The sequence below is a fragment of the Lentzea miocenica genome (assembly GCF_033949945.1).
GTDB classification, from domain to species: Bacteria; Actinomycetota; Actinomycetes; order Mycobacteriales; family Pseudonocardiaceae; genus Lentzea; species Lentzea miocenica.
This window is the reverse complement of record NZ_JAXAVW010000001.1, coordinates 154,209-179,346: the sequence shown is the minus strand read 5'-3', so window position 1 is coordinate 179,346 and position 25,138 is coordinate 154,209. Positions and strand designations below refer to the sequence as shown.

The following is a 25,138-nucleotide window of genomic DNA, read 5'->3' as shown; positions in this document are numbered from 1 at the left end:
CTCCCCGTGACGAGGGCGGCGGCCAGGCCGGCGACCGAAGCGGCCAGGCCGGCGCACATCCCTGTCATCCGCCCACCCCCGTGTCGATCAGCGAACCGCACGAGTACCCGGACGCCGGAGCGAGCCGTGACCACGCCCCGCCCTTCAACCGCACCAGCGTCATGCAGGCCGAAGTCCGTTTCCCGCCCACGTCCTGCGGCGCCACCATCCCCTCGGCCGTGAAGTCGTGCACCCCGCGGATCGCGTCCAGCATCGCCTTGCGGGTGAGCTGCGGCCCCACCTTCGCCGCCGTCGTGACGAACAACCGTGCCGCGGCCCACGCGAACATCCCGAAGTACGACGGCGCCGCACCGGGCGCCACCCGGCCGAGCCATTGCTTGTACAGCGCCACCTGGGCGTTGGACTCCTCGAACAGCGCGCCGTTCGTGTAGACGACGGTGCCGTCGACCGCCGCGCCGCCCTGCCGGATGTACTGCGGGTCGTACGCGGTCGGGTCCGTGATGAACGCTTCCGGCGTGTATCCCTGCTGCCGCATGGCCTGCTGCAACCGCACCGCGTACTGCGCCGACCCGATCCAGTAGACGATCTTGGTTCCGGTCTCCTTCAGCTTGGCCACGTACGGCGCGTAGTTGACGTCCGTGATGTCGATGGCCTGCGAGTAGACGAACTTGATCCCGCGCGCCTCGGCCGCCTTCTGCATGCTGCGGGCGTTCTGCGCGCTCGCGTCGGCGTTGAGGTAGAGGTACGCCGCGGCGTTGATGCCGCCGGGAAAGCTCGACTTGACCAGGTCGGGGCCCGCCGACGACACCAGGTTCACCACGTTGGACGCGACACCGAAGCTCACGGCCGTGCGTTGCCGTTGCGCGGTGACCGTCGAGGCCCGCAGGTCCGGGATGCCACACCCCGCCGCAGCCGGTCCGCCACCCTGGTCGAACGCCGACATCGACCCGACCAGCGCGAACGCCTGCTCACAGGCCTGTGAGGTGGCCTGCTGGTCGCCGCCGCTGTCGGTGCGGGAGTCGAACGAGACGAGCTTGAGCTTGCGCCCGCAGACCGCGCCCTGGGTGGCGTTGAAGTACTCCACGAACGCCTTGGTGGCCTGCTGCGCCGACTGGAAGATGCCGGGCACCGGGCCGCTGATGTCCGAGATGTTGGCGATCGTGATCTCGCCGGCCGTGACGCCCTTGTCCGTGGCGCCACCGGTGCCCTGGCAGCCGCCCGCGATGCTCCCCGGCGGGTTCGGCTGCTTGTTGGGTTGCTGCGGGTTGTTCGCGCCCGGTTGACCCGCGGTGCCGTCGGTGCCGGGCACCGCGCCGTCCTCGCCCTGCGCGGTGCCTTCCTGTGTCCCCGAGCCTCCACCTTGAGGCACGACAAGTGCCGCGCGTTGCTCGTCGGTGAGCCTGCTTCCGCAGCCCGCGATCAACGCGCAGACCGTCAAAGCGATCAGCGCAGCCCTGCGATGCATGCGGACGAACGCTAGGGCTCTGCATCAATCCAGGCCGAGCCTCCCACCAGCGATTTCACCCAGGTGGAGCACACCGATTTTAGAACACGTTCTATCTGCAAAGAATCAGCGGAAAAGTCGTCACCAAAGCGAGGTTGCGTCGTTAGTCCACCTCGGCCCAAGGAACACGTTCTACTCGTTGCCCCGGTACGGCCGGACCTCCACCGGCAGGCCGAGCGCACCGCGAGCCAGGCTCCAGACCTCTTCGAACTTCACTGCGGTGATCAGCTCGACATCGGGCCGGCGGAGCCATTCGTCCACGCTGACCCACGCCACCTGACCCCAGTCGCGCTCGGAACTGGGGCGCGCCTCGGCGAGGGCGGCGGCGACCACCGGCGTCCAGTCCTCCCGCAGCGACACCGTCCGGTGGTCCCAGCCCTCGTCATCGGTCTCGTGGTACTTCCAGGTCGAACCGACGGCCTGCCGCGCGTAGATCTTCACGACGGCGGCAGCAGCTCCGGCCGGCGCGGCCGGATCACGTCGCCCGACGACTCGCCGCGCAACCGCCGCATCACCCACGGCACGACGTGCTCGCGCGCCCACCGCATGTCCTCCGCTCGCCGGACGCGGCGGTCGACCAGCGGAGCGACACCGAGCACCGCCCGTTCCAGAGAGTGCGGGACGCCAAGACCGTCGAGAACGGAAATGGCGACCTCGGCGTGCCCCAGCGAGTTGAGGTGCAACCGGTCCGGCGACCACATGCGACGGTCACGCAGCTGGCGCATCGCCCACATGTCGACCAGAACGCACGAGTGCTCGACGGCGATCGCGCGCACGTGCTCGTTGTAGATGGCCACGCGACCACGCATCTTGCGGAACACCGGGTCGTCGGCACCGTCCACACCGGTGAAGAGGATGACCCGCGCGCCCGCGTTGTGTGCGCGCGCGACGGCCGCGCGGTATCGGCGCATCAACGCGTCGATGTCCACCTTCGGCCGCATGAGATCGTTCCCACCCGCGTAGAGCGAGACGAGGTCGGGCTTCATCGCGAGAGCGCGCTCGAGCTGCTCGCCGAGCACCTGCGGCAGCAACCGGCCGCGGACGGCCAGGTTGGCGTAGGCGAACTCCGGATCGGCGGACCCCAGGACATCGGCCACGCGGTCCGCCCAGCCGCGCACACCGTTCGGACGGCTGGCGTCGTCGTCGCCCACTCCCTCGGTGAACGAGTCCCCCAACGCCACAAAACGCTTGCTCATGCTCACGACCCTAAGTCGTGCAGGTGACAGCCGTGCAGCCGGAGCGGGGTTGCGCTGGACTCGATAACGGTTCGATAACGGCGGTGTCTCGAACTGAGGCGCACTCCCATTCCTGGCCGTATCCCCGTTCGTGCGACTCCCCATGGACTTGGCGAAGCCGACGCGACTACTGGTCGCGTTGGCCGGCTGTGCGCTGGCCGTGCTGCTCAACACCGGGAGCGCTGCCGGCCAGCCCGCTACTACTACTCCGTCCACGCCGATCTCCACCCCGCCTCCCGGTAGCGCCGGGACGGGTGACGAGACCGTGCAGACGCAGTGGGGTCCGCTCGGACCCGCCGACCGGGATTTCCTGAACCGGGTCAAGCAGGCCGGGTTGTGGGAGAAGCCCGCCGGCGAGAAGGGCAAGGCCAAGCGGGCGGACCAGCCGAAGATCCAGGAAGCCTGCAAGCACCTCATCGAGGGCCACACGCTGCTGGACAACGTGGTGAACCGGGCGGGCGTACTGCTCGGCCACACGTTGCCCACGGAGGCCAGCGACGAGCAGAAGGGCTGGCTCGCCGAGATGGACGCGGCGAACGGCGACGAGTTCGACGTCGTCTTCGCCAACCGGCTCCGCGCGGCCCACGGCAAGGTCTACGCCTATGCCGCGCAGATCCGGGCGGGCACGAAGAACGAACTCGTCCGCATCCTTTCCACGCAAGCGATGATCACCGTCTTCGACCACATGAAGGTGCTCGAGGAGACCGGTCGCGTCGACTTCGCCGGACTGGAGTCCCCGCAGCCGCTCGCACCCCCACCCGCGGCCTCCGGGGCACCGGAACCGACCGGGGACAACGCGAACAACGCGGACGCTTCCGCGAACCCGACCGACGGCGTGATCCCGACCGTGCCGGAGGGCACCAAGTTCACCCGCACCGCCGAGCAAGGCGTGTTCGGGGACAACAACGGTGTTTTCTTCGGTGCGATAGCGGTGCTCGCGCTCGCGCTGGTTGGGATGCGATTCATATCCCGTTCCAAGAAGACACGGCGGAAATCTCGCTCGTACTAAAAACGCACACCGAAGTTCAACCCGAACAACACGGCTAACCGCCGTCATCTTCACCATGCCGTTTTATCGGACTACACGAGGTGGCAAATGGCTTTTCACCGTAGGAAATCCACGATCTGGCTGACCGCCGCCGCAGCGGCGATGGCGCTGGTCGCTGGCGGTGCCGCGGTGGTGGCCATCAGTTCTTCTGATGGCGCCGCGCTCGCCGACGGTGCGGACAAGTCCCAGTTTGTCGACATCACCAAGGTGAAGCCGAACGTCAAGAAACCAAAGCCGGAGAACGACGCCACCACAGGTACGTTCACGGTCAACTGCGGCCGCAACGAGAACGGGCACTTCAACCCGGACAACTTCATCGCGCAGCCCGGTGTCCGCAACGGCGCCCAGCACCTGCACGACTACGTCGGCAACCTGTCCACGAACGCGGACTCCAACAACAAGTCGCTGCAGAAGGCCGGCACGACCTGCAAGAACGGCGACAAGTCCGCCTACTTCTGGCCCGTCGTGCGCATCAACGACGGCGAGGAAGAGGAAGCCGCGGCTCCGGAGGAAGAGCAGGCGCCGCCGAAGAAGGACGACAAGGCTCAGCAGGAAAAGGACAAGGCCGACAAGGCCGCTGCCCGCCTCGAGTGCCCCGACGTCGCGTCCCTGCTCCCCGAGGACGTGCCGGACGCCGCCCAGGCCGAGATCGACAAGGAACTCGCGAACGTCGAGAAGGTCACCGACGAGGCCGAGAAGAAGCTTGAGCAGACCAAGGCCCAGGACGTCGACAACGTCATCGTCGGCCCGACGCGTGAGAAGCGCGCCGCCATCCTGAACCGGATGATGCTGGCGTTCAGCCGCCAGGGCAAGCAGGCCCCCGACCTGAACCCCGCCGCCGCCTGCGCGGTCAAGGAAGCGAACGAGGCCGCCGCGCTCGACAACGGCGCCGAGAACAACGAGGCCCAGGCCGAGGGCGTCGAGAACAAGAAGAACCAGAACAACCCCGAGGAGAACGCGAACAACGAGCTCGAGGGCAACGAGGGCGAGATCCAGCGCCCCGAGGTCGTCGACCTGCAGTTCCGCGGCTCACCCACCGGCAAGGTCGTCGCGATGCCGAAGTTCCTGCGCGTGCTCTACGGCGACGCCAAGGTCTCGACCAACGGCACCAAGAACGCCAAGGACTCGTGGACCTGCACCGGCTTCGAGGACAAGGTGCTGATCAACAAGTACCCGATCTGCCCGCAGGGCTCGAAGGTCAAGCGCGTCCACGACTTCCCGAGCTGCTGGGACGGCAAGAACATCGACTCGGCGAACCACCGCGACCACATCTCGTTCCCGGACGCGAACGGCAAGTGCAAGAAGGGCACGAAGGCCGTTCCGCAGCTGCGGATCTCGCTGACCTACAACATCCCGCTGGAGATCCAGAAGGCCGGCCGGTACGCGGTGGACTCGTTCCCGGAGGAAGAGCACAACCCCTTCTCCGACCACGACGACTTCGCGAACGTGATGTCGCAGCAGATCATGAACCGCCTGGTCAACTGCGTGAACACCGGCAAGAAGTGCCGCGAGTGACGCTGAAGACCGTTTGACCGAAATCCCCCGGTGCACCTCCCGCGCACCGGGGGATTTTCGTTGCGCGGCAGCGAATCCGCTGTGTTCACGAGTCTGAACTGTTCACCGACGTGAACCTCGTACCGGGAAGATTGACGTAAAGGTATAGACCACTAACACTGAGCCCATGGTCACCCGTTCCTGCGCGGTGCTGATCGCACTGCTGGCCTCTCTCGTAGTACCGGTCACCGGTCAGTCCGCTTCGGCGGCGCCGGCGACGTTCGTCCACCCGGGAGTCGTTGTTTCCCGGCCACAGCTGGATTTCGTGCGCGCCAAGGTCCAGGCCGGCGCGCAGCCGTGGAAACTCGCCTACGACCGCATGATGGCCTCGAAGTACGCCGACCTGAACCGCACGCCGAAACCGAGGGCCGTCGTCGAGTGCGGCCCGGTCAGCAACCCGAACTACGGCTGCACCGACGAACGCGAGGACGCTCTCGCCGCCTACACCCTGTCGCTGGCCTGGTACGTGACGCGCGACAACAGGTACGCGGCCAAGGCGATCCAGATCATGGACGCCTGGTCGGCGACGATTCGCGACCACACCAACTCGAACGCCCCGCTGCAGACCGCGTGGTCCGCCTCGAGCTGGCCCAAGGCCGCGGAGATCATCAAGCACGTCTACGGAACCTGGCCCAACAGCGCCAGGTTCGGCACCATGCTCCGCGACGTCTACCTCCCCGAGATCCAGAACGGCCGCGCGAACACCAACGGCAACTGGGAACTCAGCATGATGGAGGCCTCACTCGGCATCGCGGTGTTCCTGGAGGACAGGGCGGCCTACGACAAGGCCGTCGGCATCTTCCGCACCCGCATCCAGGCGTTCATCTACCTGACCACCGACGGCGCACTGCCGAAGACGCCGCCGGGCAGCGGCATCGACACCCGCGCGGAGATCATCTCCTACTGGCACAACCAGTCCACGTTCGTGGACGGCCTGACCCAGGAGACCTGCCGGGACTTCGCGCACACCGCGTACGGGCTCTCGGCTGCCTCGCACTTCGCGGAGACCGCACGGCACCAGGGCCAGGACATCTGGGGCGAGATCCGGGAACGGATGCGCCACGCGTGGGGCCTGCACACCAAGTACCAGAACGGCGAACCGGTGCCCTCCTGGCTGTGCGGCGGCTCGTACAGCCGTGAGCTCGGCCCGACCCCGGAGGTCAGCTACAACGCGTTGAACACCAGGCTGGGCATCGCGATGGCGAACACCAAGCTCTACACCGAGTCCCATCGTCCACACGGGACCGACAACCTGTTCATCGCCTGGGAGACGCTGACTCACGCAGCCAACCCCAGCTAGGACCGACTAGCGTGCCCTCATGACCGAAACACCGGACGTGAAGCCACGCAGCCGCGACGTGACCGACGGCCTGGAGCGCACCGCCGCGCGCGGCATGCTCCGGGCCGTCGGCATGGGCGACGAGGACTGGGAGAAGCCGCAGATCGGCGTCGCCTCGTCGTGGAACGAGATCACGCCGTGCAACCTGTCGCTGGACCGCCTCGCGAAGGCGTCCAAGGACGGCGTGCACGCGGCGGGCGGGTATCCGCTGGAGTTCGGCACGATCTCCGTGTCGGACGGCATCTCGATGGGCCACGAGGGCATGCACTTCTCGCTGGTGTCGCGCGAGGTGATCGCGGACAGCGTCGAGACGGTGATGCAGGCCGAGCGGCTCGACGGCTCGGTGCTGCTGGCGGGCTGCGACAAGTCGTTGCCGGGCATGCTGATGGCGGCGGCGCGGCTCGACCTGGCGAGCGTGTTCCTCTACGCCGGGTCGATCCTGCCCGGCCGGGTCACGCTGACCGACGGCACCGAGAAGGAAGTCACGATCATCGACGCGTTCGAGGCCGTCGGGGCCTGTGCGCGCGGGCTGATGAGCCGCGAGGACGTCGACCTGATCGAACGCGCGATCTGCCCCGGTGAGGGCGCGTGCGGTGGCATGTACACGGCGAACACCATGGCCAGCGCGGCCGAGGCCCTCGGCATGTCGTTGCCCGGCAGTGCCGCTCCCCCTGCCACCGACCGGCGCCGCGACGGGTTCGCGCGCCGCTCCGGCCAGGCCGTGGTCGAGATGCTGCGCAAGGGCATCACGGCGCGCCAGATCATGACGCGTGAGGCGTTCGAGAACGCGATCGCCGTCGTCATGGCGTTCGGCGGCTCCACCAACGCGGTGCTGCACCTGCTCGCGATCGCGCACGAGGCCGGCGTCGAGCTCACCCTGGACGACTTCAGCCGCATCGGCGCGCGGGTGCCGCACCTGGCCGACGTGAAGCCGTTCGGGCGGCACGTGATGACCGACGTCGACCGCATCGGCGGCGTGCCCGTGGTGATGAAGGCGCTGCTGGACGCAGGTCTGCTGCACGGCGACTGCCTCACCGTCACCGGCCGCACGGTCGCGGAGAACCTCGCCGACATCGCGCCACCCGACCCCGACGGCCTCGTCCTGCGGGCGCTCGACAAGCCCATCCACCACACCGGCGGCATCACCATCCTGAAGGGCTCGCTCGCCCCGGAGGGCGCCGTGGTCAAGTCGGCCGGCTTCGACTCGGACGTCTTCACCGGCACCGCGCGGGTGTTCGACCGCGAACGTGCCGCGATGGACGCGCTGGAGGACGGCACGATCACCGCCGGCGACGTCGTGGTGATCCGCTACGAGGGCCCCAAGGGCGGGCCGGGCATGCGCGAGATGCTCGCCATCACCGCGGCGATCAAGGGCGCGGGTCTCGGCAAGGACGTCCTGCTGCTCACCGACGGCCGGTTCTCCGGTGGCACCACGGGGTTGTGCGTCGGGCACGTGGCACCGGAGGCGGTCGACGGCGGGCCCATCGCGTTCGTCCGCGACGGCGACCAGATCACCCTCAACGTCGCGTCCGGCACGCTCGACGTCGACGCTGACCTGGAGAGCCGCCGCGAGGGCTGGGCGCCGTTGCCCCCGCGCTACGAACGCGGCGTGCTGGCCAAGTACGCGAAGCTCGTCGGTTCGGCGTCACGCGGGGCGGTCTGCGACTAGACGCGCGGTGTCACGGAGCCTGGCCGCGGCGTGACCGCCCCGCGGCCAGGCGATCACCGTGGTGACGTCCGGCGCGTCGACGACGGGCACCGCGACGTGTTCCGGCCACTGCCAGGCGCGGCTGGAGGCGGGGATGACGAGCAGGGCCCTGCCGAGCGCCACGAGCTGGGCGAGCTGCGACTGGGTGCGCACCTCCGGTCCCGGCCCGTCCGGGTAGGTCCCGTCGAGCCGGGGCCAGCGGGCGATCGGCAGGTCCGGCACGTCGCGGACGTCCGCCATCGTGAGCTGATCACGTGCCGCGAGCGGATGCGCCGCGGGCACGATCGCGACCTGGCCCTCGGTGTGGAGGTCCTCGGTGTCGAACCCGGCGAGGTCGTCGAACGGGCGGTGCATGAGCGCCACGTCGGCCTGCCCGTCGCGGAGCCGGTGGGCCTGCTCCCCCACCTCGCACAGGAGGACCTCGACCGGCGCCGCGCCGGGTTCACCCGCCAGCGCGTCGAGGAGCACGCGCAACAGCTCGTGGGACGCTCCGGCCTTCGTCACGAGCACCAGCGGCCGTTCCGGGTCCCCCGCGCGGCGCGTCCGGCGAACAGCGGCCGCGACCGCGTCGAGGGCCGTTCTCGCTTCCCGCAGCAGCACCCGGCCCGCGTCGGTGAGCGCCGCGCCGCGACGGTCCCGGTCGAGGAGCTTGACGCCGAGCCGCCGTTCCAGCTGGAGGATCGCCCGGGAGAGCGGCGGCTGCGCGATCCCGAGCCGTTCGGCGGCGCGTCCGAAGTGGAGCTCCTCCGCGACGGCCACGAAGTACCGGAGTTCGCGGGTTTCGAGATCGTCCACGACCGAAGCCTAATACCCGGCAGGTATCAGAGCTTACTGAATCGATCTTGGACAGCGGGCGGGCGGCCCGCCGAGCATGGAGGCGTGAAGGACACGAGAACCGCGCTGGTCACCGGCGCGAACAAGGGAATCGGCTTCGCCATCGCCCAGGGGCTCGGCGCGATCGGCTTCAGGGTCGCGGTGGGCGCACGCGACGACGTCCGCCGCAAGGACGCCGTCGAACGCCTGCGCGCCAACGGAATCGACGCGTTCGGGATCGCTCTGGACGTCACCTCCGACGACAGCGTCAGGGAGGCCGCGGCGACGATCGAGCGACTCGACGTGATCGTCAACAACGCCGGCATCGGCGGGCGAACCGACGCGGGAGCGCAGGACCCTGCGACGCTCGACCTCGACGTCGTCCGCACCGTCCTCGACACGAACGTGTTCGGCGTGGTCCGGGTGACGAACGCGATGCTCCCGCTGCTGCGCCGCGCCACCTCGCCGCGGATCGTCAACGTGTCGAGCAACATGGGTTCGCTGGCGTTGCGAACCGGTCCGATCATGGCCGCGTACGCGCCGTCGAAGTCGATGCTCAACAGCATCACCGTCCAGTACGCGCGGGCGTTCGCCGACACGAACGTCATCGTGAACGCCTGCTGCCCCGGCTACGTCGCGACCGACTTCACCGGCTTCGCCTCACCGCGGACGCCCGAGCAGGGCGCCGCGATCGCGCTCCGGCTCGCCACCCTGCCGGACGACGGGCCGCGCGGCGGCTTCTTCGACGACGAGGGCGTCGTCGCCTGGTGAAAGGTCACCCACTCGACTGAATTGCTCGTGAGGGCGCGGTAACCCGGTCGGAGGGCACCCGAGATCGAGCTCACAGCGGCGGGTATTTCGCGTTTGCAAGCCGACAGCCAACGCGGAGGGACAGCGCGATGATCGATCAGACGCACGTTCAGGCCCTGTACGACTGCGACGTGATCGACAACAGGGGCGAGAAGATCGGTTCGGTCAAGCGGGTGTGGCTGGAAGACGGCACCGGCAAACCCATGTGGGCAGAGGTCCACACCGGACTGTTCGGCATGAAGGAGAGCTTCGTCCCGATCCAGCAGGGACAGGTGGCGGGTGGCGCGATCACCGTCCCCGTCACCAAGGAGCAGGTGAAGGAAGCGCCGAGCCTGCACACCTCGGGCGACCACATGTCCGACCAGGAGCAGGAAGCGCTCTACCGGCACTACGGGATGAGGATCCCGCAGGCCAAGACCGGCGAGCACGACCGGCTCGCCGGCCGGGGCCGGGGCACCGGTGACGCGGCAGAGGTCACGCTCTCGGAGGAGAAGCTCGACGTCGGCACCCGCAGCGTCGAGACGGGCCGGGTGCGGCTGGTCAAGCACACGGTCACCGAACAGCGCAACGTCACCGTGCCGGTGACGCACGAGGAGGTCAGGGTCGTCCGCGAGCCGGCGGAAGGCAGCACGGGCAAGGCGTTCGCCGACGAACAGGCGGAGATCACCCTGCACCGCGAGGAACCGGTGGTGCAGAAGCGCACCGAGGCCGTGGAGCGGGTGCGGCTGGAGAAAGACGCGGTCACCGAGCAGAAGGACATCAAGGGCGAGGTCCGCAAGGAACGCGTCGAGGTCGAACGCGACGACGAACCGCGCGGCCGCCGCTGACCGCGACGACCGCTTGCGGAACCACCAGCGAGCCGCCCACCACTTCCGCCGGTGGGCGGCTCGCTGGTGCCTTGGCCTAGTACAAGCTGTCGAGAACGTCCGCGTAGCGCTTCTCGATCTCGCGGCGACGCGGCTTCAGCGACGCGGTCAGCAACCCGTCCTCGACGCTGAAGTCGTGCTCCAGCACGGCGAAGCGCTTGATCGTCTCGTGCCGCGCGAGCTGTGCGTTGACGGACTTGATGGCGCTCTCGACCTCGTCGTCCGCGTTGGTCAGGCCGTTCGCGGTGTCCGGGTCGAGCGTCACGAGCGCGACGCAGTACTTGCGGCGGTCGCCGTGCACGATCACGTTGCTGATGTACGGCGACGCCGCGTTGATCATGCTCTCGATCCGGGTGGGCGCCACGTACTTGCCGCCCGAGGTCTTGATCAGCTCCTTCTTGCGGTCGGTGATCTTCAGCCGCCCCGCGTCGTCGAGCTCGCCGATGTCCCCGGTGTGCAGCCAGCCGTCGACCACCGACTCGGCGGTGGCGTCCGGCCGGTTGTGGTAGCCGCGCATGACGCCGGGCCCCTTGAGCAGGACCTCGCCGTCGTCCGCGATCTTGACCTCCATGCCCGGGATCGGCGGCCCGACCGTGCCGATCTTGATCATGCCCGGCCGGTTGAAGAACGACCCCGCGGACGACTCGGTGAGCCCGTAGCCCTCGAGGATCGTGATCCCGGCCCGCTCGAAGAACTCCGCGATCTCCCCGGCGAGCGGTGCCGAGCCCGACACGAAGTACCGGATCCGCCCACCGACGCGGTCGCGCAACTTGCGGTACACCAACCGATCCGCGAGCCAGCGCGTCGCGGGCCCGTGATCACGATCGGCCCACCGGAAGATCTTCTCGGTCAGCCCGCCCTTGGCCCGCGCACCCGCGACGATCCGCCCGTGGATCTTCTCGAAGATGCGCGGCGCGGCGGCCACGATCGTGGGCTTGAGTTCGCCGAGGTTGTCGACGATCCGCTCGACCTTGCCGTCGATCGCGGTGGGCACGCCCGCGGCGATCATCGCCATCGTCAGCACCTTGCCGAACGCGTGCGACAGCGGCAACCACAGGAAGTGCAGGTCGGTGGGCTGCAGAATGCCAAGGGACGCAATGGCTTCCGACGTCGTCAGCCAGTTGTCGTGGGTGAGCTCGACGCCTTTGGGCGTGCCGGTCGTGCCCGACGTGTAGATCAACGTCGCCAGGTCGCCGGGCGCGATCTCGCCGATCAACGCGTCGTAGTCGCCTTCGCCCCGCGGAATCGCGCCGAACCGCAGCACCTCGACGTCCGCGGGCATCAGTTCCGCGTGCTCGTCGGTCTCGACGACCACCATGCGGCTGCCGGAGTCGCTGACGATGTGCGCGACCTCGCTCTTCGTGCTGTTCGGGTAGATCGTCGTGGTGGCGCCACCGGCCGCGAGCACAGCGAGATCGGTGACGATCCACTCGATGCTCGTGCCGCCCATCAACGCGACCCGGTCCCCTTTGCCCAGACCGGCGCCCCGCAGCCCGAACGCCTCCGCGGCGACACGCTCCTGCAGCTCAGCCCAGGTGAGCGAGACCCAGCCGCTCTCGCCGCGATACCGCATCGCCTCGGCATCGGGCGTGCGGGCGACCCGCTCGCGCAGCAGGTCGGGAATCGACAGCGCCATTGCTCTCCCCTTCTCTGGAGCGTTGCTCCAGAGCGGTACTCTAACCCTCGTGGCCGACCGAAGACAGTCTCTCCTCGACGCGGCACTGAAGCTCGTCGAAGAAGGCGGCCTGGACGCCGTCACGATCGCGGCACTGACCGAGCGGTCCGGCATGTCGAACGGCAGCATCTACCACCACTTCGGCAGCCGCGCAGGCGTCTTCGCCCAGCTCTACGCCGACAGCTACGCCCGCTGCGTCGCCGCGATGCTCCCCGCCCTCGACGCACCGACGGCCTCCGCGGGCGTGCGCGCCGTGACCCTGAACTATCTCGACTGGGTCATGGCGAACCCCAGCAGGGCCCGCTTCCTCTACGCCGCACCGGACCACGCCGACCCGGCCGCCAAGATGGCGGAGTTCGCGCCGGTGCTGGCCTGGTTCCTCGACCGGATGGCGTCCGGCGAACTGCGCACGGTCCCGCCGTGGGCGTTGGAGACCGTGGTGATGGGACCGGCGCACGAGTCGGTGCGCCGGTTCCTGCTCGGGGTGTTCGACCTGGCCGAAGCCCGCGAGATCGTCGCGGACGCCGTCTGGGCCGTCCTGAAGCCCTGACTGGCCGTAGAACACATGTTCGATTATCCTGCGATCCATGCGCCAGGGATCCCTGTTCGACCTGGACGCGGAGCCGGAACTGGCCCCGCTCGACCCGCGCCGCACCGAACTGGGCCACGGCGCGTGGATCGACGTCCAGCCAGGCTGGCTCGCGGGCGCCGACGCACTGTTCGACCAACTCGTCGACGAGGTGCCGTGGCGCGCCGAACGCCGGCAGATGTACGACAACGTGGTGGACGTGCCGCGTCTGCTCTGCTTCTACAGCGGTTCGTTGCCGTTCGGCGTCCTGACCACAGCCCGCTCAGCGCTCTCGGCCCACTACCTGCCCGAGCTGCACGAGCCCTTCACGACCGCCGGTCTCTGCTACTACCGCGATGGGCGCGACAGCGTGGCGTGGCATGGCGACACGATCGGTCGCGGGCAGACCGAGGACACGATGGTCGCCATCCTGTCCGTCGGCACGCCGCGGGCTCTGTTGCTGCGGCCGCGCGGCGGCGGTGAGACGCACAAGTACGCGTTGGGGCACGGGGACCTGCTGGTGATGGGCGGCTCGTGCCAACGGACCTGGGAGCACGCGATCCCGAAGACCGCGAAGGTCGTGGGGCCGCGCATCAGCATCCAGTTCCGCCCGCACGGCGTCAGGTAGCAGAACGGCTCTCGCGGTCTTTGGCCCACTGTTCGAGGGCCTCCGCCGCATGGTGCTCCCCCAGGTGACGCAGGTCGATGGCAAGGTTGCGGGCGGACCTGAGGGTATCGGGGTGGTCGTCACCCAGTACCTGACGGCGACGACGAAGAGTGTCCTCGTCCAACTCCCGCGCCTTCGCATACTCGCCCAGATCCGACATGAATCCGGCAAGGTTGCTGGCCGACATGAGGGTGTCGGGGTGATCATGACCCAGCACCCGATGGCAACGACGAAGAGTGTCCTCGCCCAACTCCCGCGCCTTCGCATACTCACCCAGATCCGACATGACTCCGGCAAGGTTGTAGGAGGACATGAGGGTGTCGGGGTGATCATGACCCAGCACCCGACGGCAACGACGAAGAGTGTCCTCGTCCAACTCCCGCGCCTTCGCATACTCACCCAGATCGCGGAGACTGCAGGCCAGGTTGGTAGCCGATCCAAGGGTGTCAGAGTGATCATCACCGAGCACCTGGCGCCGTCGCTGAAGGTTCTCCGCGTTCAACTCCCACGCCTTCAGGTGTTCTCCCAGACCGCGGAGATCCAAGGCAAGGCTGTTGACAGCTCGGAGAGTGGAAGGGTGGTCGTCGCCGAAGTCGCGACGACTGCGTTGGACGAGGCCCTCGTCCAACGCCCGTGCTTTCGGATACTCCCCGACGTCTCGAAGGGAAACAGCGAGATTGTCGACGTAGATGAGAACTTCGCGATCGTCGTTCTCCCCGTGAGGACCACTCAGGTCGTATGCACGTTGGGCGAGATCCAGAGCCTGACGATGCTGACCGCGAGCACGCAGATACACAGACGTGCGACCGAGAAGCCACGCAACCTCCGACGCGAGGAGAGTGCCCCGATCAGGTGCGGTGGCAGTCAGGGCATGAGGGAGCAGCCGATGCCAGACGGGCCACCCAGACGGGTTGTTCCACGGATCGCGAGGAACGACCTCGCTCAAGAGGCGCAAAGCAAGAGCGGGCCATCCGGCGTCCGGCGCGGACACGGACGAACTGTCGTGCACCGCGTCTCGCAGCAGAGCGGCGGGAATGCGGTGCAGGAGGATGCTGCCGGGTTCGACACGAGCCAGCGCCCGGCGCTTGAGGCCGTGCAGGGTCGAGGCAACGGCAAGGGGGTCGGCGGCGACGGTGGCCAGCGGCTCGGGCAGCACGTCCGGGTGATCGGTGATCAACGTCAGCGGAACGGGTTCCGGCGCCAGCCACGCCATCAGGTTCAGCAGCTGCAACCCAGCCGGGTCGCCGGCGGCGAGAGCCTCGAAGGCGACCGACCACGACGCCGCCACCGACAGTCGGCCGCCCACGGTGTTCCTGTTGGCGAAGTCATGACCCAGGAGCTCGACAGCTCGGGTCTCCAGGAGCTTCAGGTAGCTGTCGGGGGTCAACCCGCCGTCCGCGAGCAGAGCGGCAGCCTGATCCAGCGCGAGCGGCAGGTGTCCCAACGCCTCTGCGAGCCGTCGTGCATCGGCATCACCGAGGCCCACGACCCGTTTCCTCAGCAGCGCGGCGGATTCCTCCGGCGAGAACACCGTGACCTCGACCTGGGTCGCCACGTCCTGCCAATCCGGGCAGCGTGACGTGATCAGCACCCGAACCGCACCACCCGGCAGGAACCGTGCCAGGTCGCCGGGCGACTCGGCGTTGTCGAACACCAGCAGCGACCTCGGGTGGTTCTTCAGGTGGCCCAGCAGTCGTGCGAGAACCACCTCGACCGGCTCACCCGGCACCGCCAGCCGCAACGCCTGTGCCAGGTCGGTCAGTTGCTCCGGGATCAGCTCAGGACGCTCCGCGGAGATCCACCACCCGACGTCGTACTCGCCGGCGAACCGGTGGGCGTACTCGATGGCGGTGGTGGTCTTGCCGACTCCGCCCATCGCGTGAAGTGCCCTGACCACCGCGGGACCGTCACCGGCCAGCGTCTGCCGCAACTCCGCCAGCAAGCCCTCTCTGCCGGTGAACGTGGCCGGGCGGCTGGGCACGTTCCACACGCGCGTCACGACTCTGCCCGCCACGGCGGTCTGCGGGCGGTGCAGGGTGGTCAACGCGTGCAGCACCGCTGTCTCAAGTCCGTCCGGCGAGGACACGAAGGCCGTGGTCACGCCGCTGTCCTGCAGCCGCCGCCGGAAACCCTCCTGCAGCGCCCCGTGCTCAGGGTCGCGGAACAACCCGCCAGGTCCCTCCGCGTCATCGTCGAGCACGAACACCAACCGCGGCAGCCCCAGCTCGCTCGCCACCTCGAACTCCAGCTCCGTGTAGGACAGCTCGGGCCGGTCCCGCACCGGCGACCCGTAGCGGAACCCGGCGATGAGCACGTACACGTCCGCGCCCGTCACCGCCTCACGGCACACCTCCGCGGGGGCTTGGTCGCGCGCGGCGAAGTAGGCCATGTCGGTCACCGCGTCGCCCGCACGGTTCACCGCCGACTCCACAGCCGCCACGAACGACTTGCCCGCCGGATACCTGCGCAGCTCCGAGGTGTGACTGATGAACACCCGCCGGGGATTGCCGTCCGCCATGCCCTCTCAGATCGTTTGAGCCGCCCGGATTGTTGCAATTCCAAGCGTGCAGGCATCAGCGGACTCCAGCGCGGACCGCGGCGCCGGACCACCGGGCGTCGGAGCGCTGGAACTGCACTGCCAGACGTTGCTCGACCCGTTCCAGTCCCACTACCTGCTGGTCTACACCGCCACGCCGGGCAGCGAGAGCTACGAGAAGCTGCAGCTGCTGTCCGTCATCGGAGCCGCGCGCCGACGGGCTGAGCACGGCGGCAACCGTGTTCAGCACCGCCGGCGACCAGCGGTCCTCAAAGGACAGAAGGCGTCAGATCACGTCCACGAACACCGGGTTGGCGTAGAACCAGAGGTCCGCCCAGGGGTCCGAGTTCGCGATCTCGTCGACCATCGGGTCACCGGACGAGGTGAGCCGCTTGCCGTCGCTTCCCCGCAGCCGCAGGTAGAACGACCGCTCGATGTTCTTGAAGGTGTGCGTGAACCGGATCTTGCCCGTGCGCGGCACCTCGAACGTCTTCGCGACCGCGGTCTCCGGCGCCAGGAACCGGTCGCGGTCCGCGGACGGGCCGGTCACCGGGCCCGAGATCAGGTCGACCTTGGCCAGGACGGGCCTGGCGCCCGCGAAGTTCGGGCCAGAGGCGCGGTCGATCTCGATCGTGACCTCGACGTCGCCGCCGCGGCGCACGAACGTCCGCCCGCCCAGCGTCACGCCGCGCAGGTCGTCGCGGGAGCGCACGCGCAGCTCCAGGCCGTCGATCAGGCGGCCGTGCACGGTCAGCACCTTGCCGGACTGCAAGCCGCGCATGATGTCCACATAGGACTTCGACCGGGCGCCGACGACGTTCGCGCCGTACTGGCCGGGGAAGAAGTCGCCGTAGCCGGTCTGCTTGACGCCCGAGTCGATCGGCGCGCCCTTCGAACCGGTCGTGGCGTAGTCCTGCTTGCCCGGTGTGAGGGTGTCGCCGAACACCTGGTGCACGTCCGAGTTCGCGGTGATCCACCACGGGCGTCCCTCGGCGAGCAGGGAGTCCCACAGGCCGCCGACCTTGGCGGTCATCCAGTCGAAACCGCCGTGCGTGCGGTAGGACTCCAACGGGTAGCCGGGGAACGACTCCGGTCCGGGGGCAGGCGTGTCGTAGTAGCCGCGCGCACGGCCGGGGCCGCCCGCGGACTTCGGCATGCCGGCGGCCTGGTGGCCGGGCGCGCCCTCCATGCCGACCGCGACGCCGGGGGCCGCGTCGCGCCAGCCGCGGATCTCGTGCGGGCTGTCCACGCCGCGCCGGGACGGGTGGTTCGCGAACATCAGGGCGATCTCGGTCCGTCCGGACAGGACCTGCGCCTCCAGGTACCGCAGCGCGGCCAGGGCGAGAGGTTCGCCGTTGCCGGCGATGCGGCCGTCGTAGGACAGCTCGAACGCCTTCAGGATGTCGACGGTGTGCTTGCCGGGCGGCATGAACACGGTGGCGTGCTCGGCGCCCGGGATGTTCCACTCCAGGCCCTGGTAGACCAGCACGTCGCGCTGCGACCGGCGGACGCGCTCGATGTCCGGCGTGATCTGGTCGATCGAGAACTTCTGGTGCGCGACGCCACCGTGGTCGGTGATGACGATCCAGTCGAGGCCGAACTCGTGGGCCTTCCCGACCTGCTGCGCGATCGTGTACTGGCCGTCGTCTGAGTACTGGGTGTGGATGTGGTGGTCGCCGGAGTACCAGCGCTCACCGCCGCCCCACGGGTTGACGGGGACGTGGGCCTCGGCCTTGCCCGTGCCGACGGCGACCGCACCGACGGCACCGGCCGCGATGCCCAGGCCGGCGAGGAACTTGCGGCGCTCGACCGACGACGGCCGGTCGTCCCCGGGGTCGAGCCAGCTGCCCTCAACCGGCTCTACCTCGTGGTGGTGGTGCGTGTGATCACCGTGCGAGTGATCGTGAGAGTGGGACATGGGCAGATCTCAGCCGGTCAATCTGTCGTGGCAAACGAACGGCTCATGAACGCTTGTACCGGGAATTTCATTCACAGCGCCCGGATCATTGGGCTTGGACGGCCAGCAGAGCGAGATCGTCGTGGTCATCGCGGTCGAGCCACTTGAGCACGGCCTCCTCGCAGTGCCGGGCGATCTCCTCCGCGGACAGCCCCTTGCACTCCTTCAGCACCGCCCGCAGCCGCTGCTCGCCGAACAGCTCGGTGCGGTCGGTGTGCGCGCGGGCCTCGGTGAAGCCGTCGGAATACAGCACCAGCGTGTCCCCCGGCGCCAGCGTGATCTGCTCGCCGGAGAACCGGACATCGGACAGGATGCCGACAATCGCACCAGGAGCGCTCACCTCCTGCACGGTGCCGTCCGCGCGCAGGACCAACGGCACGGGATGCCCGCCGGACGCGAGCGAGAGCCGCATGCCGCCGGTCGACAGCGGCACCATCTCACCCACGACGATCGTGGTGAACAGCTTCGAACCGGTGGCGCGCAACGACGTGTTCAGCAGGTGCAGCAGCCGCACCGGGTTCGTCTCGACCAGCGACAGCGCCTGCAACGACTGCCGCACACGTCCACTGTGGACCGCGGCTTCCAGGCCGTGGCCGCAGACGTCGCCCAGCGCGAACGTCGCCGAACCGTCCGTGCGCGGGTGCACGTCGTAGAAGTCGCCGCCGACCAACGCGCGTTGGTGCGCCGGGATGAACACCGAGGCCATCGACACGCCACGCACCTCGGGCAACGGCAACGGCAGCAACGCCGACCGCAGCACGTCGATCGTCCGCTGCTGCTCGGTCAGCTTCGACGCGGACTCCAGCGCGACGGCCGCGTGCTTGCCGAACAGCCGGATGCGCTCGACGTCGTTCGGCGCGAAGTCACCCTGGCGCAGCACGACCAGCGCGCCGCCGACGCCCAGCGGCACGGCCAGCGCGCAGCCGAAATCTTCAGGTACTCCCCAGCTACCTTCACCCAAAGAGGTGATCCTGGTCAGTGTGGAGGTGCCCGTCAGCACCTCGGAGATCGAGGTCGCCCGCCGTGGCGACCGCAAGACCGTCGGTTCCCCGCCGCCGCACCGCCACCACTCCAGGCGATCCCGCGTCGCGGGCACCACGGCGACGCAGTGCTCCCCCAGCAGCTCCGCCGCGAGCCGCACGATCGTCTTCAGCGTCGCCTCGCGCGAGGTTCCGCCGGCGAGCCGCAGATGGGCGTGATCGAGCGCGGAGTCCGTGAAGTACCAGGCACTCCAGCCCTCGCCGAGGTCGTGCTGGCGGCCCGCGACGTGCATGTCGAAGTGCCCGCCGAGGCCCAGGCGGGGGAACCGCGCGGCGGCCGCGGCGTTGCGCACGCGGACCACCCCGGCGGGGTCGACGACGAGGACGGCTTCGCGGAGCCCGTCAACCAGGCGCTGCCAGCCGTCGAGGTCGATCCCCACGGCGCTGCTCATCCGGTGTTGTCCAGCGCACTCGGCCGAATCATCACGGCCTCCTGCGGGTAGTTGGCGTGCATCGCGGCATCAAGTTACCTCGCTCCCAACCTAACGTGGCAGGCTTGGCTGCGACCACCGAGGCACGGAGGCTTGGAGTGACCACGGCCAACGAAGAGACGGACGCGACCCTCGAACGGGTTCTCTCCGCCATGAGAGATCTGCGTGACGGCAACTTCCGCCGCAGGCTCGTGGTGCCGGGGAACGGGCCTCTGTCGGCCCTGGCGGACGTGTTCAACGAGATCGCGGAGCGCAACCAGTGGCTCGCCGGTGAGCTGGGCCGGGTCCGGCAGGCGGTCGGCCAGGAGGGCAGGCTCACCGAACGGGTGGCGCCCGCGGGCACCGCCGGTGGCTGGTCGCTGATGGCCGACTCGGTGAACGGCCTGGTCGAGGACCTGGTGCGGCCGACGAGTGAGCTGAGCCGGGTGCTCGCCGCCGTCGCCGAGGGCGACCTGACCAAGCGCATGTCGGACCAGACGCTGCGCGGTGAGTTCGCCACGCTCGGGTCGACGGTGAACGGCCTGGTCGACCAGCTGTCGTCCTTTGCGGACGAGGTCACCCGCGTCGCCCGCGAGGTCGGCACGGACGGTCGCCTGGGTGGTCAGGCGAAGGTCCCCGGCGTCGCCGGCACCTGGCGCGACCTGACCGACAACGTCAACTCGATGGCGAACAACCTGACCAACCAGGTCCGCAACATCGCCCAGGTCGCGACCGCGGTGGCGAACGGCGACCTGACCCAGAAGATCACGGTCGACGTCTCCGGCGAGATGCTGGAGCTCAAGAACACGCTGAACACGATGGTCGACCAGCTGTCGTCGTTCGCGGACGAGGTCACCCGCGTCGCCCGCGAGGTCGGCACGGACGGCAAGCTCGGCGGCCAGGCGAAGGTGCCCGGTGTCGGCGGCACGTGGCGCGACCTGACCGACAACGTGAACTTCATGGCGGAGAACCTGACCACGCAGGTCCGCAACATCGCTCAGGTCACCACCGCCGTCGCGCAGGGCGACCTGACCCAGAAGATCACGGTCGACGCCCGCGGCGAGATCCTCGAGCTCAAGTCGACGATCAACACGATGGTCGACCAGCTGTCGAGCTTCGCGGACGAGGTCACCCGTGTCGCCCGCGAGGTCGGCTCGGACGGCCGCCTCGGTGGTCAGGCGCAGGTCCCCGGTGTCGCCGGCACCTGGCGCGACCTGACCGAGTCGGTGAACGTCATGGCGAACAACCTGACGACCCAGGTCCGCAACATCGCCTCGGTCACCACCGCCATCGCGCGGGGCGACCTGACCCAGAAGATCACGATCGACGCCCGCGGCGAGATCCTCGAGCTCAAGACCACCATCAACACGATGGTCGACCAGCTGTCGAGCTTCGCCGACGAGGCCACCCGCGTGGCCCGCGAGGTCGGCACCGAGGGCCGGCTGGGCGGTCAGGCGACGGTGCCCGGCGTCGCGGGCACCTGGCGCGACCTGACCGACAACGTCAACTTCATGGCGAACAACCTGACCAACCAGGTCCGCAACATCGCGCACGTCGCCACCGCCGTCGCGAACGGCGACCTGTCGCAGAAGATCACCGTCGACGCGCGCGGCGAGATCCTGGAGCTCAAGTCCACGCTGAACGTGATGGTCGACCAGCTCAGCTCGTTCGCCGAGGAGGTCACCCGCGTCGCGCGCGAGGTCGGCACCGACGGCCGCCTGGGCGGTCAGGCCCGCGTGCAGGGCGTCGCCGGCACGTGGAAGGACCTGACGGACAACGTCAACCTGATGGCGGACAACCTGACCAACCAGGTCCGCAACATCGCCGCCGTCGCCACCGCCGTCGCGAACGGCGACCTCTCGAAGAAGATCACCGTCGAGGCGAAGGGCGAGGTCGCGGCCCTCGCCGAGACGCTGAACGGCATGGTCGACACGCTGCGCGCGTTCGGTGACGAGGTCACCCGTGTCGCCCGCGAGGTCGGCACCGAGGGCATCCTGGGCGGCCAGGCGCGCGTGTCCGGCGTCGCCGGCACGTGGAAGGACCTCACCGACTCGGTGAACTTCATGGCGGACAACCTGACCAACCAGGTCCGCAACATCGCCCAGGTCACCACGGCCGTCGCGCAGGGCGACCTGACGAAGAAGATCGACGTCTCGGCCCGCGGCGAGATCCTCGAGCTCAAGACCACCATCAACACGATGGTCGACCAGCTGTCGTCGTTCGCGGACGAGGTCACCCGTGTCGCCCGTGAGGTCGGCACGGAGGGCAAGCTCGGCGGCCAGGCCGAGGTCGACGGCGTGGCCGGCACCTGGTCGAAGCTGACCGACAACGTGAACCAGCTGGCGTCCAACCTGACCACCCAGGTCCGCGCGATCGCCGCCGTCGCCACCGCGGTGACCGCGGGCGACCTGACCAGGCAGATCACCGTCGACGCGTCCGGCGAGCTCGCGGAGCTCAAGGACAACGTCAACCAGATGATCGCGAACCTGAAGGAGACCACCCGCGCGAACCGCGAGCAGTACTGGCTCAAGACCAACCTGGCCCGCCTGTCCGGCCTGATGCAGGGCCACCGCGACCTGCGGGCGCTGGCGTCGTTGATCATGAGCGAACTGACGCCGCTGGTCAGCGCCCATCACGGCGCGTTCTTCCAGGTCCAGGAGGACGACGACAGCAAGCAGACCCTGGAGCTGACCGCCTCGTACGGGTTCCGGCTGGACAACGCCCGCTCCACCCGCGTCACGATGGGCGAGTCGCTCGTCGGCCAGGCCGCACTGGAGAAGAAGACGATCCTGGTCACCCAGGTGCCCCCCGGCTACCTGACCGTGTCGTCGGCGCTGGGCGAGTCCGCGCCGGTCAACCTGGTGATCCTGCCGATCCTGTTCCAGGGCGAGACCCTCGGCGCGATCGAGCTGGCCTCGCTGAACACGTTCACCGACGTCCACCTGGACCTGCTGGACCAGCTCAAAGAGGCCATCGGCGTCAACGTGAACACGATGCTCGCCAACTCCCGCACCGACGCCCTGCTGGTCGAGTCCCAGCGCCTCACGACCGAGCTCCGCGCCGGTTCCGAGGAGCTGGAGGACCGCGCGCGTCAGCTGCAGACCGCGTCGAAGTACAAGTCCGAGTTCATGGCGAACATGTCCCACGAACTCCGCACGCCGCTGAACTCGCTGCTGATCCTGGCGAAGCTGCTGGCCGACAACCTCGACGGCAACCTCAACGCCAAGCAGGTCGAGTTCGCCCGCACGATCCACTCGTCCGGCTCCGACCTGCTGCAGCTCATCAACGACATCCTCGACCTCACCAAGGTCGAGGCGGGCCACATGACGCTGCACGAGGACCCGGTCCGGCTGGACGAGCTGGTCCGCTACGTCGAGACCCTCTGCCTGCCGCTGACCGCGGAGAAGAACCTCGAGTTCTCCGTCCGGGTGGACCCGAACGTGCCGGAGACCCTGCGGACCGACGAACACCGCCTCCAGCAGATCCTGCGCAACCTGCTGTCCAACGCCGTCAAGTTCACCCATGACGGTGGCATCCGCCTGCACGTGCGCATGGACGATCCGTCCACAGTGGCGTTCGACGTGCACGACACGGGCATCGGCATCCCGGCCGAGAAGCTCGCGGTCATCTTCGAGGCGTTCCAGCAGGCCGACGGCACCACGTCGCGCAAGTACGGCGGCACGGGTCTGGGCCTGTCCATCAGCCGGGAGCTGGCCCAGCTGCTCAACGGCGCCCTGCGGGTCCGCTCCGAGCCGGGCATCGGCTCCACGTTCACCCTGTGCCTGCCGCTCGGCAAGCTGATCTCCGACACCGTCGTGCTGCCGGAACCCACCCCGATCGTGGCGGCGCCGCCGGTGCTGGCCTCGTCCGGCTCAATGCGCTTCCACGGCGAAAAGGTGCTGGTCGTCGACGACGACCTGCGCAACGTCTTCGCCCTGACGAGTGTGCTGGAGCTGCACGGCCTGGAAGCGATCTTCGCCGACAACGGCATCACGGGCGTGCGTGCGCTGGAGCAGTACGACGACGTGGCCATCGTCCTGATGGACATCATGATGCCGGAGCTGGACGGCAACGCCACGATCTCGGCCATCCGCGCCATGGAGCGCTACGCGGACCTGCCGGTGATCGCCGTCACAGCGAAGGCCATGAAGGGCGACCGCGAGAAGTCACTGGCCTCCGGCGCGACCGACTACGTGACCAAGCCGGTCGACACCGAGCACCTGATCCGGTTGATCGCCTACTACCTGGGAGTCTCCGCGGAGGCCTGAACCGCCAGATCCACCGTGTCGTGCAGGCTCAGCACCCCGGCCACGTCCGCCAGTTCGAACAACCGGCGGACCGGCCCCTGCACCGAGGCGATCCGCAGCTGACCTCCGGCGTCGGCGAGCTTGCGATGCCACTCCAGCACCAGTGCCAGCCCGGTCGAGTCCATGAACTGCAACCCGGACAGGTCCAGGACGGCGTGCGTCCCGGTCACGTCCGAATCGAGCCGTGCGGCCAGCACGGGGACGGTGTCGATGTCCAGCTCACCGGCGACGACGAGCACTCGCCATCCCCGCTGGACCTCGCTGCCGACGTTGAGCTCCATCGTCGCCGTTCCTTCCGCCACGCCCGACTCGTGCGACCCAAATCGTGCAGCACGACGTCCGACCATGCGACCACCGGGGGGCTGAAAGATCCGAACGACGCGCCGGATGTGCGACGATGCGCCTTGTGTTGAACGACCCACTGGCAGAGGTGCGGGTGATCCTGACCGCCGAGGGCGGGTCGTGCGCTCGTGCACGTCAGGTGGTGCGCGACGCCGCTGCCTCGTGGGGCCTCTCGGAGGACCTCACCGACGACGCGCAGCTCGTGGTGACCGAGCTCGTGTCGAACGGGATCGATCACGGTGAGGGACCGATCACACTCTCCGTGAGCAGAAAGCCCGCCGGCATGCTCGTCGAGGTGCACGACGAGTCTTCGAAGCAGCCTCAGCTCAGACCCGTGGACCCCAACAGTGCGAGGGGGCGCGGTATGCAGCTGGTTCAGGCGCTGAGCGTGCGCTGGGGCATCATTCCGGACGGGCGCGGAAAAGTCGTGTGGGCCGAGTTGGAAGCCTGAGAACGGGTACTTCAACCCGTATGACCGCCACCCCGCCTGACCCCGACCCGGACCGCACGCCAGGGCTGGAGCCCGGTGGCGGCGTGCGACCGGGAGACACCCCGCCGGAGTCCGGGCAGACCTCGGGTCTGTCCCATCGCGAACGAACTCCGCCCAAGGCGACCACCGGGCGCGTTGTGATCGCGATCATCCTGTTGTTCGCCGTGCTGGTGGCCGCGATGCTGCTGACCAAGGCCTTCCTGCTCGGCTAGTTCCGTGACTCGCGGGGACGTGCCTGGAAGAACCGGTTCAGGTTGTGGTCCTCACCG

21 protein-coding genes are annotated in these 25,138 nt (G+C 68.7%); 11 read left to right on the top strand and 10 right to left on the bottom strand.

Going from position 1 to position 25,138, the window contains the following annotated elements; genetic code table 11:
* Window positions 1-64: 64 nt before the first annotated feature.
* The 3 genes from SK803_RS00870 to SK803_RS00860 all read right to left on the bottom strand — a co-directional run bounded on the left by SK803_RS00870 (window position 65) and on the right by SK803_RS00860 (window position 2,700).
* Window positions 65-1,465, bottom strand: coding sequence for an ABC transporter substrate-binding protein (locus SK803_RS00870; protein ID WP_319963740.1), 1,401 nt, complete (start codon window positions 1,463-1,465; stop codon window positions 65-67).
* Between the two features lie 171 nt (window positions 1,466-1,636).
* Window positions 1,637-1,945 (bottom strand): hypothetical protein, encoded by a 309-nt coding sequence (locus tag SK803_RS00865; protein ID WP_319963739.1) that lies wholly within the window; start codon window positions 1,943-1,945, stop codon window positions 1,637-1,639.
* Window positions 1,942-2,700, bottom strand: a complete 759-nt coding sequence (locus tag SK803_RS00860) for an SGNH/GDSL hydrolase family protein (protein ID WP_319963738.1) — start codon at window positions 2,698-2,700, stop codon at window positions 1,942-1,944. The genes SK803_RS00865 and SK803_RS00860 overlap by 4 nt, the downstream gene beginning before the upstream one ends.
* Window positions 2,701-2,842: 142 nt before the next feature.
* Between SK803_RS00860 and SK803_RS00855 the strand changes: the two genes are divergently transcribed.
* From SK803_RS00855 to ilvD, 4 genes are all read left to right on the top strand, one after another.
* Window positions 2,843-3,748 (top strand): DUF4142 domain-containing protein, encoded by a 906-nt coding sequence (locus tag SK803_RS00855; protein WP_319963737.1) that lies wholly within the window; start codon window positions 2,843-2,845, stop codon window positions 3,746-3,748.
* A gap of 87 nt (window positions 3,749-3,835) precedes the next feature.
* Complete coding sequence (locus tag SK803_RS00850; protein WP_319963736.1) at window positions 3,836-5,302, top strand: DUF1996 domain-containing protein; 1,467 nt, start codon at window positions 3,836-3,838, stop codon at window positions 5,300-5,302.
* A 166-nt stretch (window positions 5,303-5,468) separates the two neighbouring features.
* Complete coding sequence (locus tag SK803_RS00845; RefSeq protein WP_319963735.1) at window positions 5,469-6,641, top strand: alginate lyase family protein; 1,173 nt, start codon at window positions 5,469-5,471, stop codon at window positions 6,639-6,641.
* A gap of 19 nt (window positions 6,642-6,660) precedes the next feature.
* Window positions 6,661-8,349, top strand: a complete 1,689-nt coding sequence (gene ilvD / locus SK803_RS00840; RefSeq protein WP_319963734.1) for a dihydroxy-acid dehydratase — start codon at window positions 6,661-6,663, stop codon at window positions 8,347-8,349.
* Here ilvD and SK803_RS00835 read toward each other — a convergent pair.
* Entirely contained in the window at window positions 8,326-9,183 is an 858-nt protein-coding gene (locus SK803_RS00835) for a LysR family transcriptional regulator (RefSeq protein ID WP_319963733.1), read from the bottom strand. The two genes, ilvD and SK803_RS00835, sit on opposite strands and share 24 nt — an antisense overlap.
* Before the next feature lie 84 nt (window positions 9,184-9,267).
* Between SK803_RS00835 and SK803_RS00830 the strand changes: the two genes are divergently transcribed.
* Together SK803_RS00830 and SK803_RS00825 are read left to right on the top strand one after the other, a co-directional pair.
* The gene (locus SK803_RS00830) at window positions 9,268-9,972 is read left to right on the top strand and encodes an SDR family oxidoreductase (RefSeq protein ID WP_319963732.1); all 705 of its coding nucleotides are present in this window, start codon (window positions 9,268-9,270) and stop codon (window positions 9,970-9,972) included.
* Between the two features lie 128 nt (window positions 9,973-10,100).
* On the top strand, window positions 10,101-10,838 hold the full coding sequence (locus SK803_RS00825) for a PRC and DUF2382 domain-containing protein (RefSeq protein WP_319963731.1): 738 nt from the start codon (window positions 10,101-10,103) through the stop codon (window positions 10,836-10,838).
* A gap of 76 nt (window positions 10,839-10,914) precedes the next feature.
* Here SK803_RS00825 and SK803_RS00820 read toward each other — a convergent pair whose 3' ends face one another.
* Window positions 10,915-12,513: an AMP-dependent synthetase/ligase gene (locus SK803_RS00820; RefSeq protein WP_319963730.1), complete on the bottom strand. Its 1,599-nt coding sequence runs from the start codon at window positions 12,511-12,513 to the stop codon at window positions 10,915-10,917.
* Window positions 12,514-12,562: 49 nt separating this feature from the next.
* Here SK803_RS00820 and SK803_RS00815 point away from each other — a divergent pair, with 49 nt between their 5' ends.
* Both SK803_RS00815 and SK803_RS00810 read left to right on the top strand, forming a co-directional pair.
* On the top strand, window positions 12,563-13,102 hold the full coding sequence (locus SK803_RS00815) for a TetR/AcrR family transcriptional regulator (RefSeq protein ID WP_319963729.1): 540 nt from the start codon (window positions 12,563-12,565) through the stop codon (window positions 13,100-13,102).
* A gap of 37 nt (window positions 13,103-13,139) precedes the next feature.
* On the top strand, window positions 13,140-13,748 hold the full coding sequence (locus SK803_RS00810; RefSeq protein ID WP_319963728.1) for an alpha-ketoglutarate-dependent dioxygenase AlkB: 609 nt from the start codon (window positions 13,140-13,142) through the stop codon (window positions 13,746-13,748).
* Here SK803_RS00810 and fxsT read toward each other — a convergent pair.
* The 4 genes from fxsT to SK803_RS00790 form a co-directional block, all read right to left on the bottom strand.
* Entirely contained in the window at window positions 13,741-16,305 is a 2,565-nt protein-coding gene (gene fxsT, locus SK803_RS00805) for an FxSxx-COOH system tetratricopeptide repeat protein (RefSeq protein ID WP_319963727.1), read from the bottom strand. The two genes, SK803_RS00810 and fxsT, sit on opposite strands and share 8 nt — an antisense overlap.
* Before the next feature lie 55 nt (window positions 16,306-16,360).
* Window positions 16,361-16,573, bottom strand: coding sequence for a hypothetical protein (locus tag SK803_RS00800; protein ID WP_319963726.1), 213 nt, complete (start codon window positions 16,571-16,573; stop codon window positions 16,361-16,363).
* A 36-nt stretch (window positions 16,574-16,609) separates the two neighbouring features.
* The gene (locus SK803_RS00795) at window positions 16,610-18,241 is read right to left on the bottom strand and encodes a PHP domain-containing protein (RefSeq protein ID WP_319963725.1); all 1,632 of its coding nucleotides are present in this window, start codon (window positions 18,239-18,241) and stop codon (window positions 16,610-16,612) included.
* Between the two features lie 85 nt (window positions 18,242-18,326).
* Window positions 18,327-19,712, bottom strand: coding sequence for a PP2C family protein-serine/threonine phosphatase (locus tag SK803_RS00790; protein ID WP_319963724.1), 1,386 nt, complete (start codon window positions 19,710-19,712; stop codon window positions 18,327-18,329).
* Between the two features lie 137 nt (window positions 19,713-19,849).
* Here SK803_RS00790 and SK803_RS00785 point away from each other — a divergent pair, with 137 nt between their 5' ends.
* Window positions 19,850-23,998, top strand: coding sequence for a HAMP domain-containing protein (locus SK803_RS00785; RefSeq protein WP_319963723.1), 4,149 nt, complete (start codon window positions 19,850-19,852; stop codon window positions 23,996-23,998).
* On the opposite strand, the gene SK803_RS00780 is transcribed toward SK803_RS00785, so the two are convergent.
* Window positions 23,971-24,339, bottom strand: a complete 369-nt coding sequence (locus SK803_RS00780) for an STAS domain-containing protein (RefSeq protein ID WP_319963721.1) — start codon at window positions 24,337-24,339, stop codon at window positions 23,971-23,973. The genes SK803_RS00785 and SK803_RS00780 overlap by 28 nt on opposite strands.
* 95 nt (window positions 24,340-24,434) lie before the next feature.
* Between SK803_RS00780 and SK803_RS00775 the strand changes: the two genes are divergently transcribed.
* The gene (locus SK803_RS00775) at window positions 24,435-24,830 is read left to right on the top strand and encodes an ATP-binding protein (protein ID WP_319963720.1); all 396 of its coding nucleotides are present in this window, start codon (window positions 24,435-24,437) and stop codon (window positions 24,828-24,830) included.
* A 20-nt stretch (window positions 24,831-24,850) separates the two neighbouring features.
* Window positions 24,851-25,081, top strand: a complete 231-nt coding sequence (locus SK803_RS00770; protein WP_319963719.1) for a DUF6480 family protein — start codon at window positions 24,851-24,853, stop codon at window positions 25,079-25,081.
* The last annotated feature ends 57 nt before the right edge of the window (window positions 25,082-25,138 follow it).

Bases quoted from the DNA above. Each gene is read 5' to 3' on its own strand.
- SK803_RS00870 (WP_319963740.1), bottom strand. From the start codon at position 1,465: ATGCATCGCAGGGCTGCGCTGATCGCTTTGACGGTCTGCGCGTTGATC.
- SK803_RS00860 (WP_319963738.1), bottom strand. From the start codon at position 2,700: ATGAGCAAGCGTTTTGTGGCGTTGGGGGACTCGTTCACCGAGGGAGTG.
- SK803_RS00855 (WP_319963737.1), top strand. From the start codon at position 2,843: ATGGACTTGGCGAAGCCGACGCGACTACTGGTCGCGTTGGCCGGCTGT.
- SK803_RS00850 (WP_319963736.1), top strand. From the start codon at position 3,836: ATGGCTTTTCACCGTAGGAAATCCACGATCTGGCTGACCGCCGCCGCA.
- SK803_RS00845 (WP_319963735.1), top strand. From the start codon at position 5,469: ATGGTCACCCGTTCCTGCGCGGTGCTGATCGCACTGCTGGCCTCTCTC.
- ilvD (WP_319963734.1), top strand. From the start codon at position 6,661: ATGACCGAAACACCGGACGTGAAGCCACGCAGCCGCGACGTGACCGAC.
- SK803_RS00825 (WP_319963731.1), top strand. From the start codon at position 10,101: ATGATCGATCAGACGCACGTTCAGGCCCTGTACGACTGCGACGTGATC.
- SK803_RS00820 (WP_319963730.1), bottom strand. From the start codon at position 12,513: ATGGCGCTGTCGATTCCCGACCTGCTGCGCGAGCGGGTCGCCCGCACG.
- SK803_RS00810 (WP_319963728.1), top strand. From the start codon at position 13,140: ATGCGCCAGGGATCCCTGTTCGACCTGGACGCGGAGCCGGAACTGGCC.
- fxsT (WP_319963727.1), bottom strand. From the start codon at position 16,305: ATGGCGGACGGCAATCCCCGGCGGGTGTTCATCAGTCACACCTCGGAG.
- SK803_RS00795 (WP_319963725.1), bottom strand. From the start codon at position 18,241: ATGTCCCACTCTCACGATCACTCGCACGGTGATCACACGCACCACCAC.
- SK803_RS00790 (WP_319963724.1), bottom strand. From the start codon at position 19,712: ATGAGCAGCGCCGTGGGGATCGACCTCGACGGCTGGCAGCGCCTGGTT.
- SK803_RS00775 (WP_319963720.1), top strand. From the start codon at position 24,435: ATGCGCCTTGTGTTGAACGACCCACTGGCAGAGGTGCGGGTGATCCTG.
- SK803_RS00770 (WP_319963719.1), top strand. From the start codon at position 24,851: ATGACCGCCACCCCGCCTGACCCCGACCCGGACCGCACGCCAGGGCTG.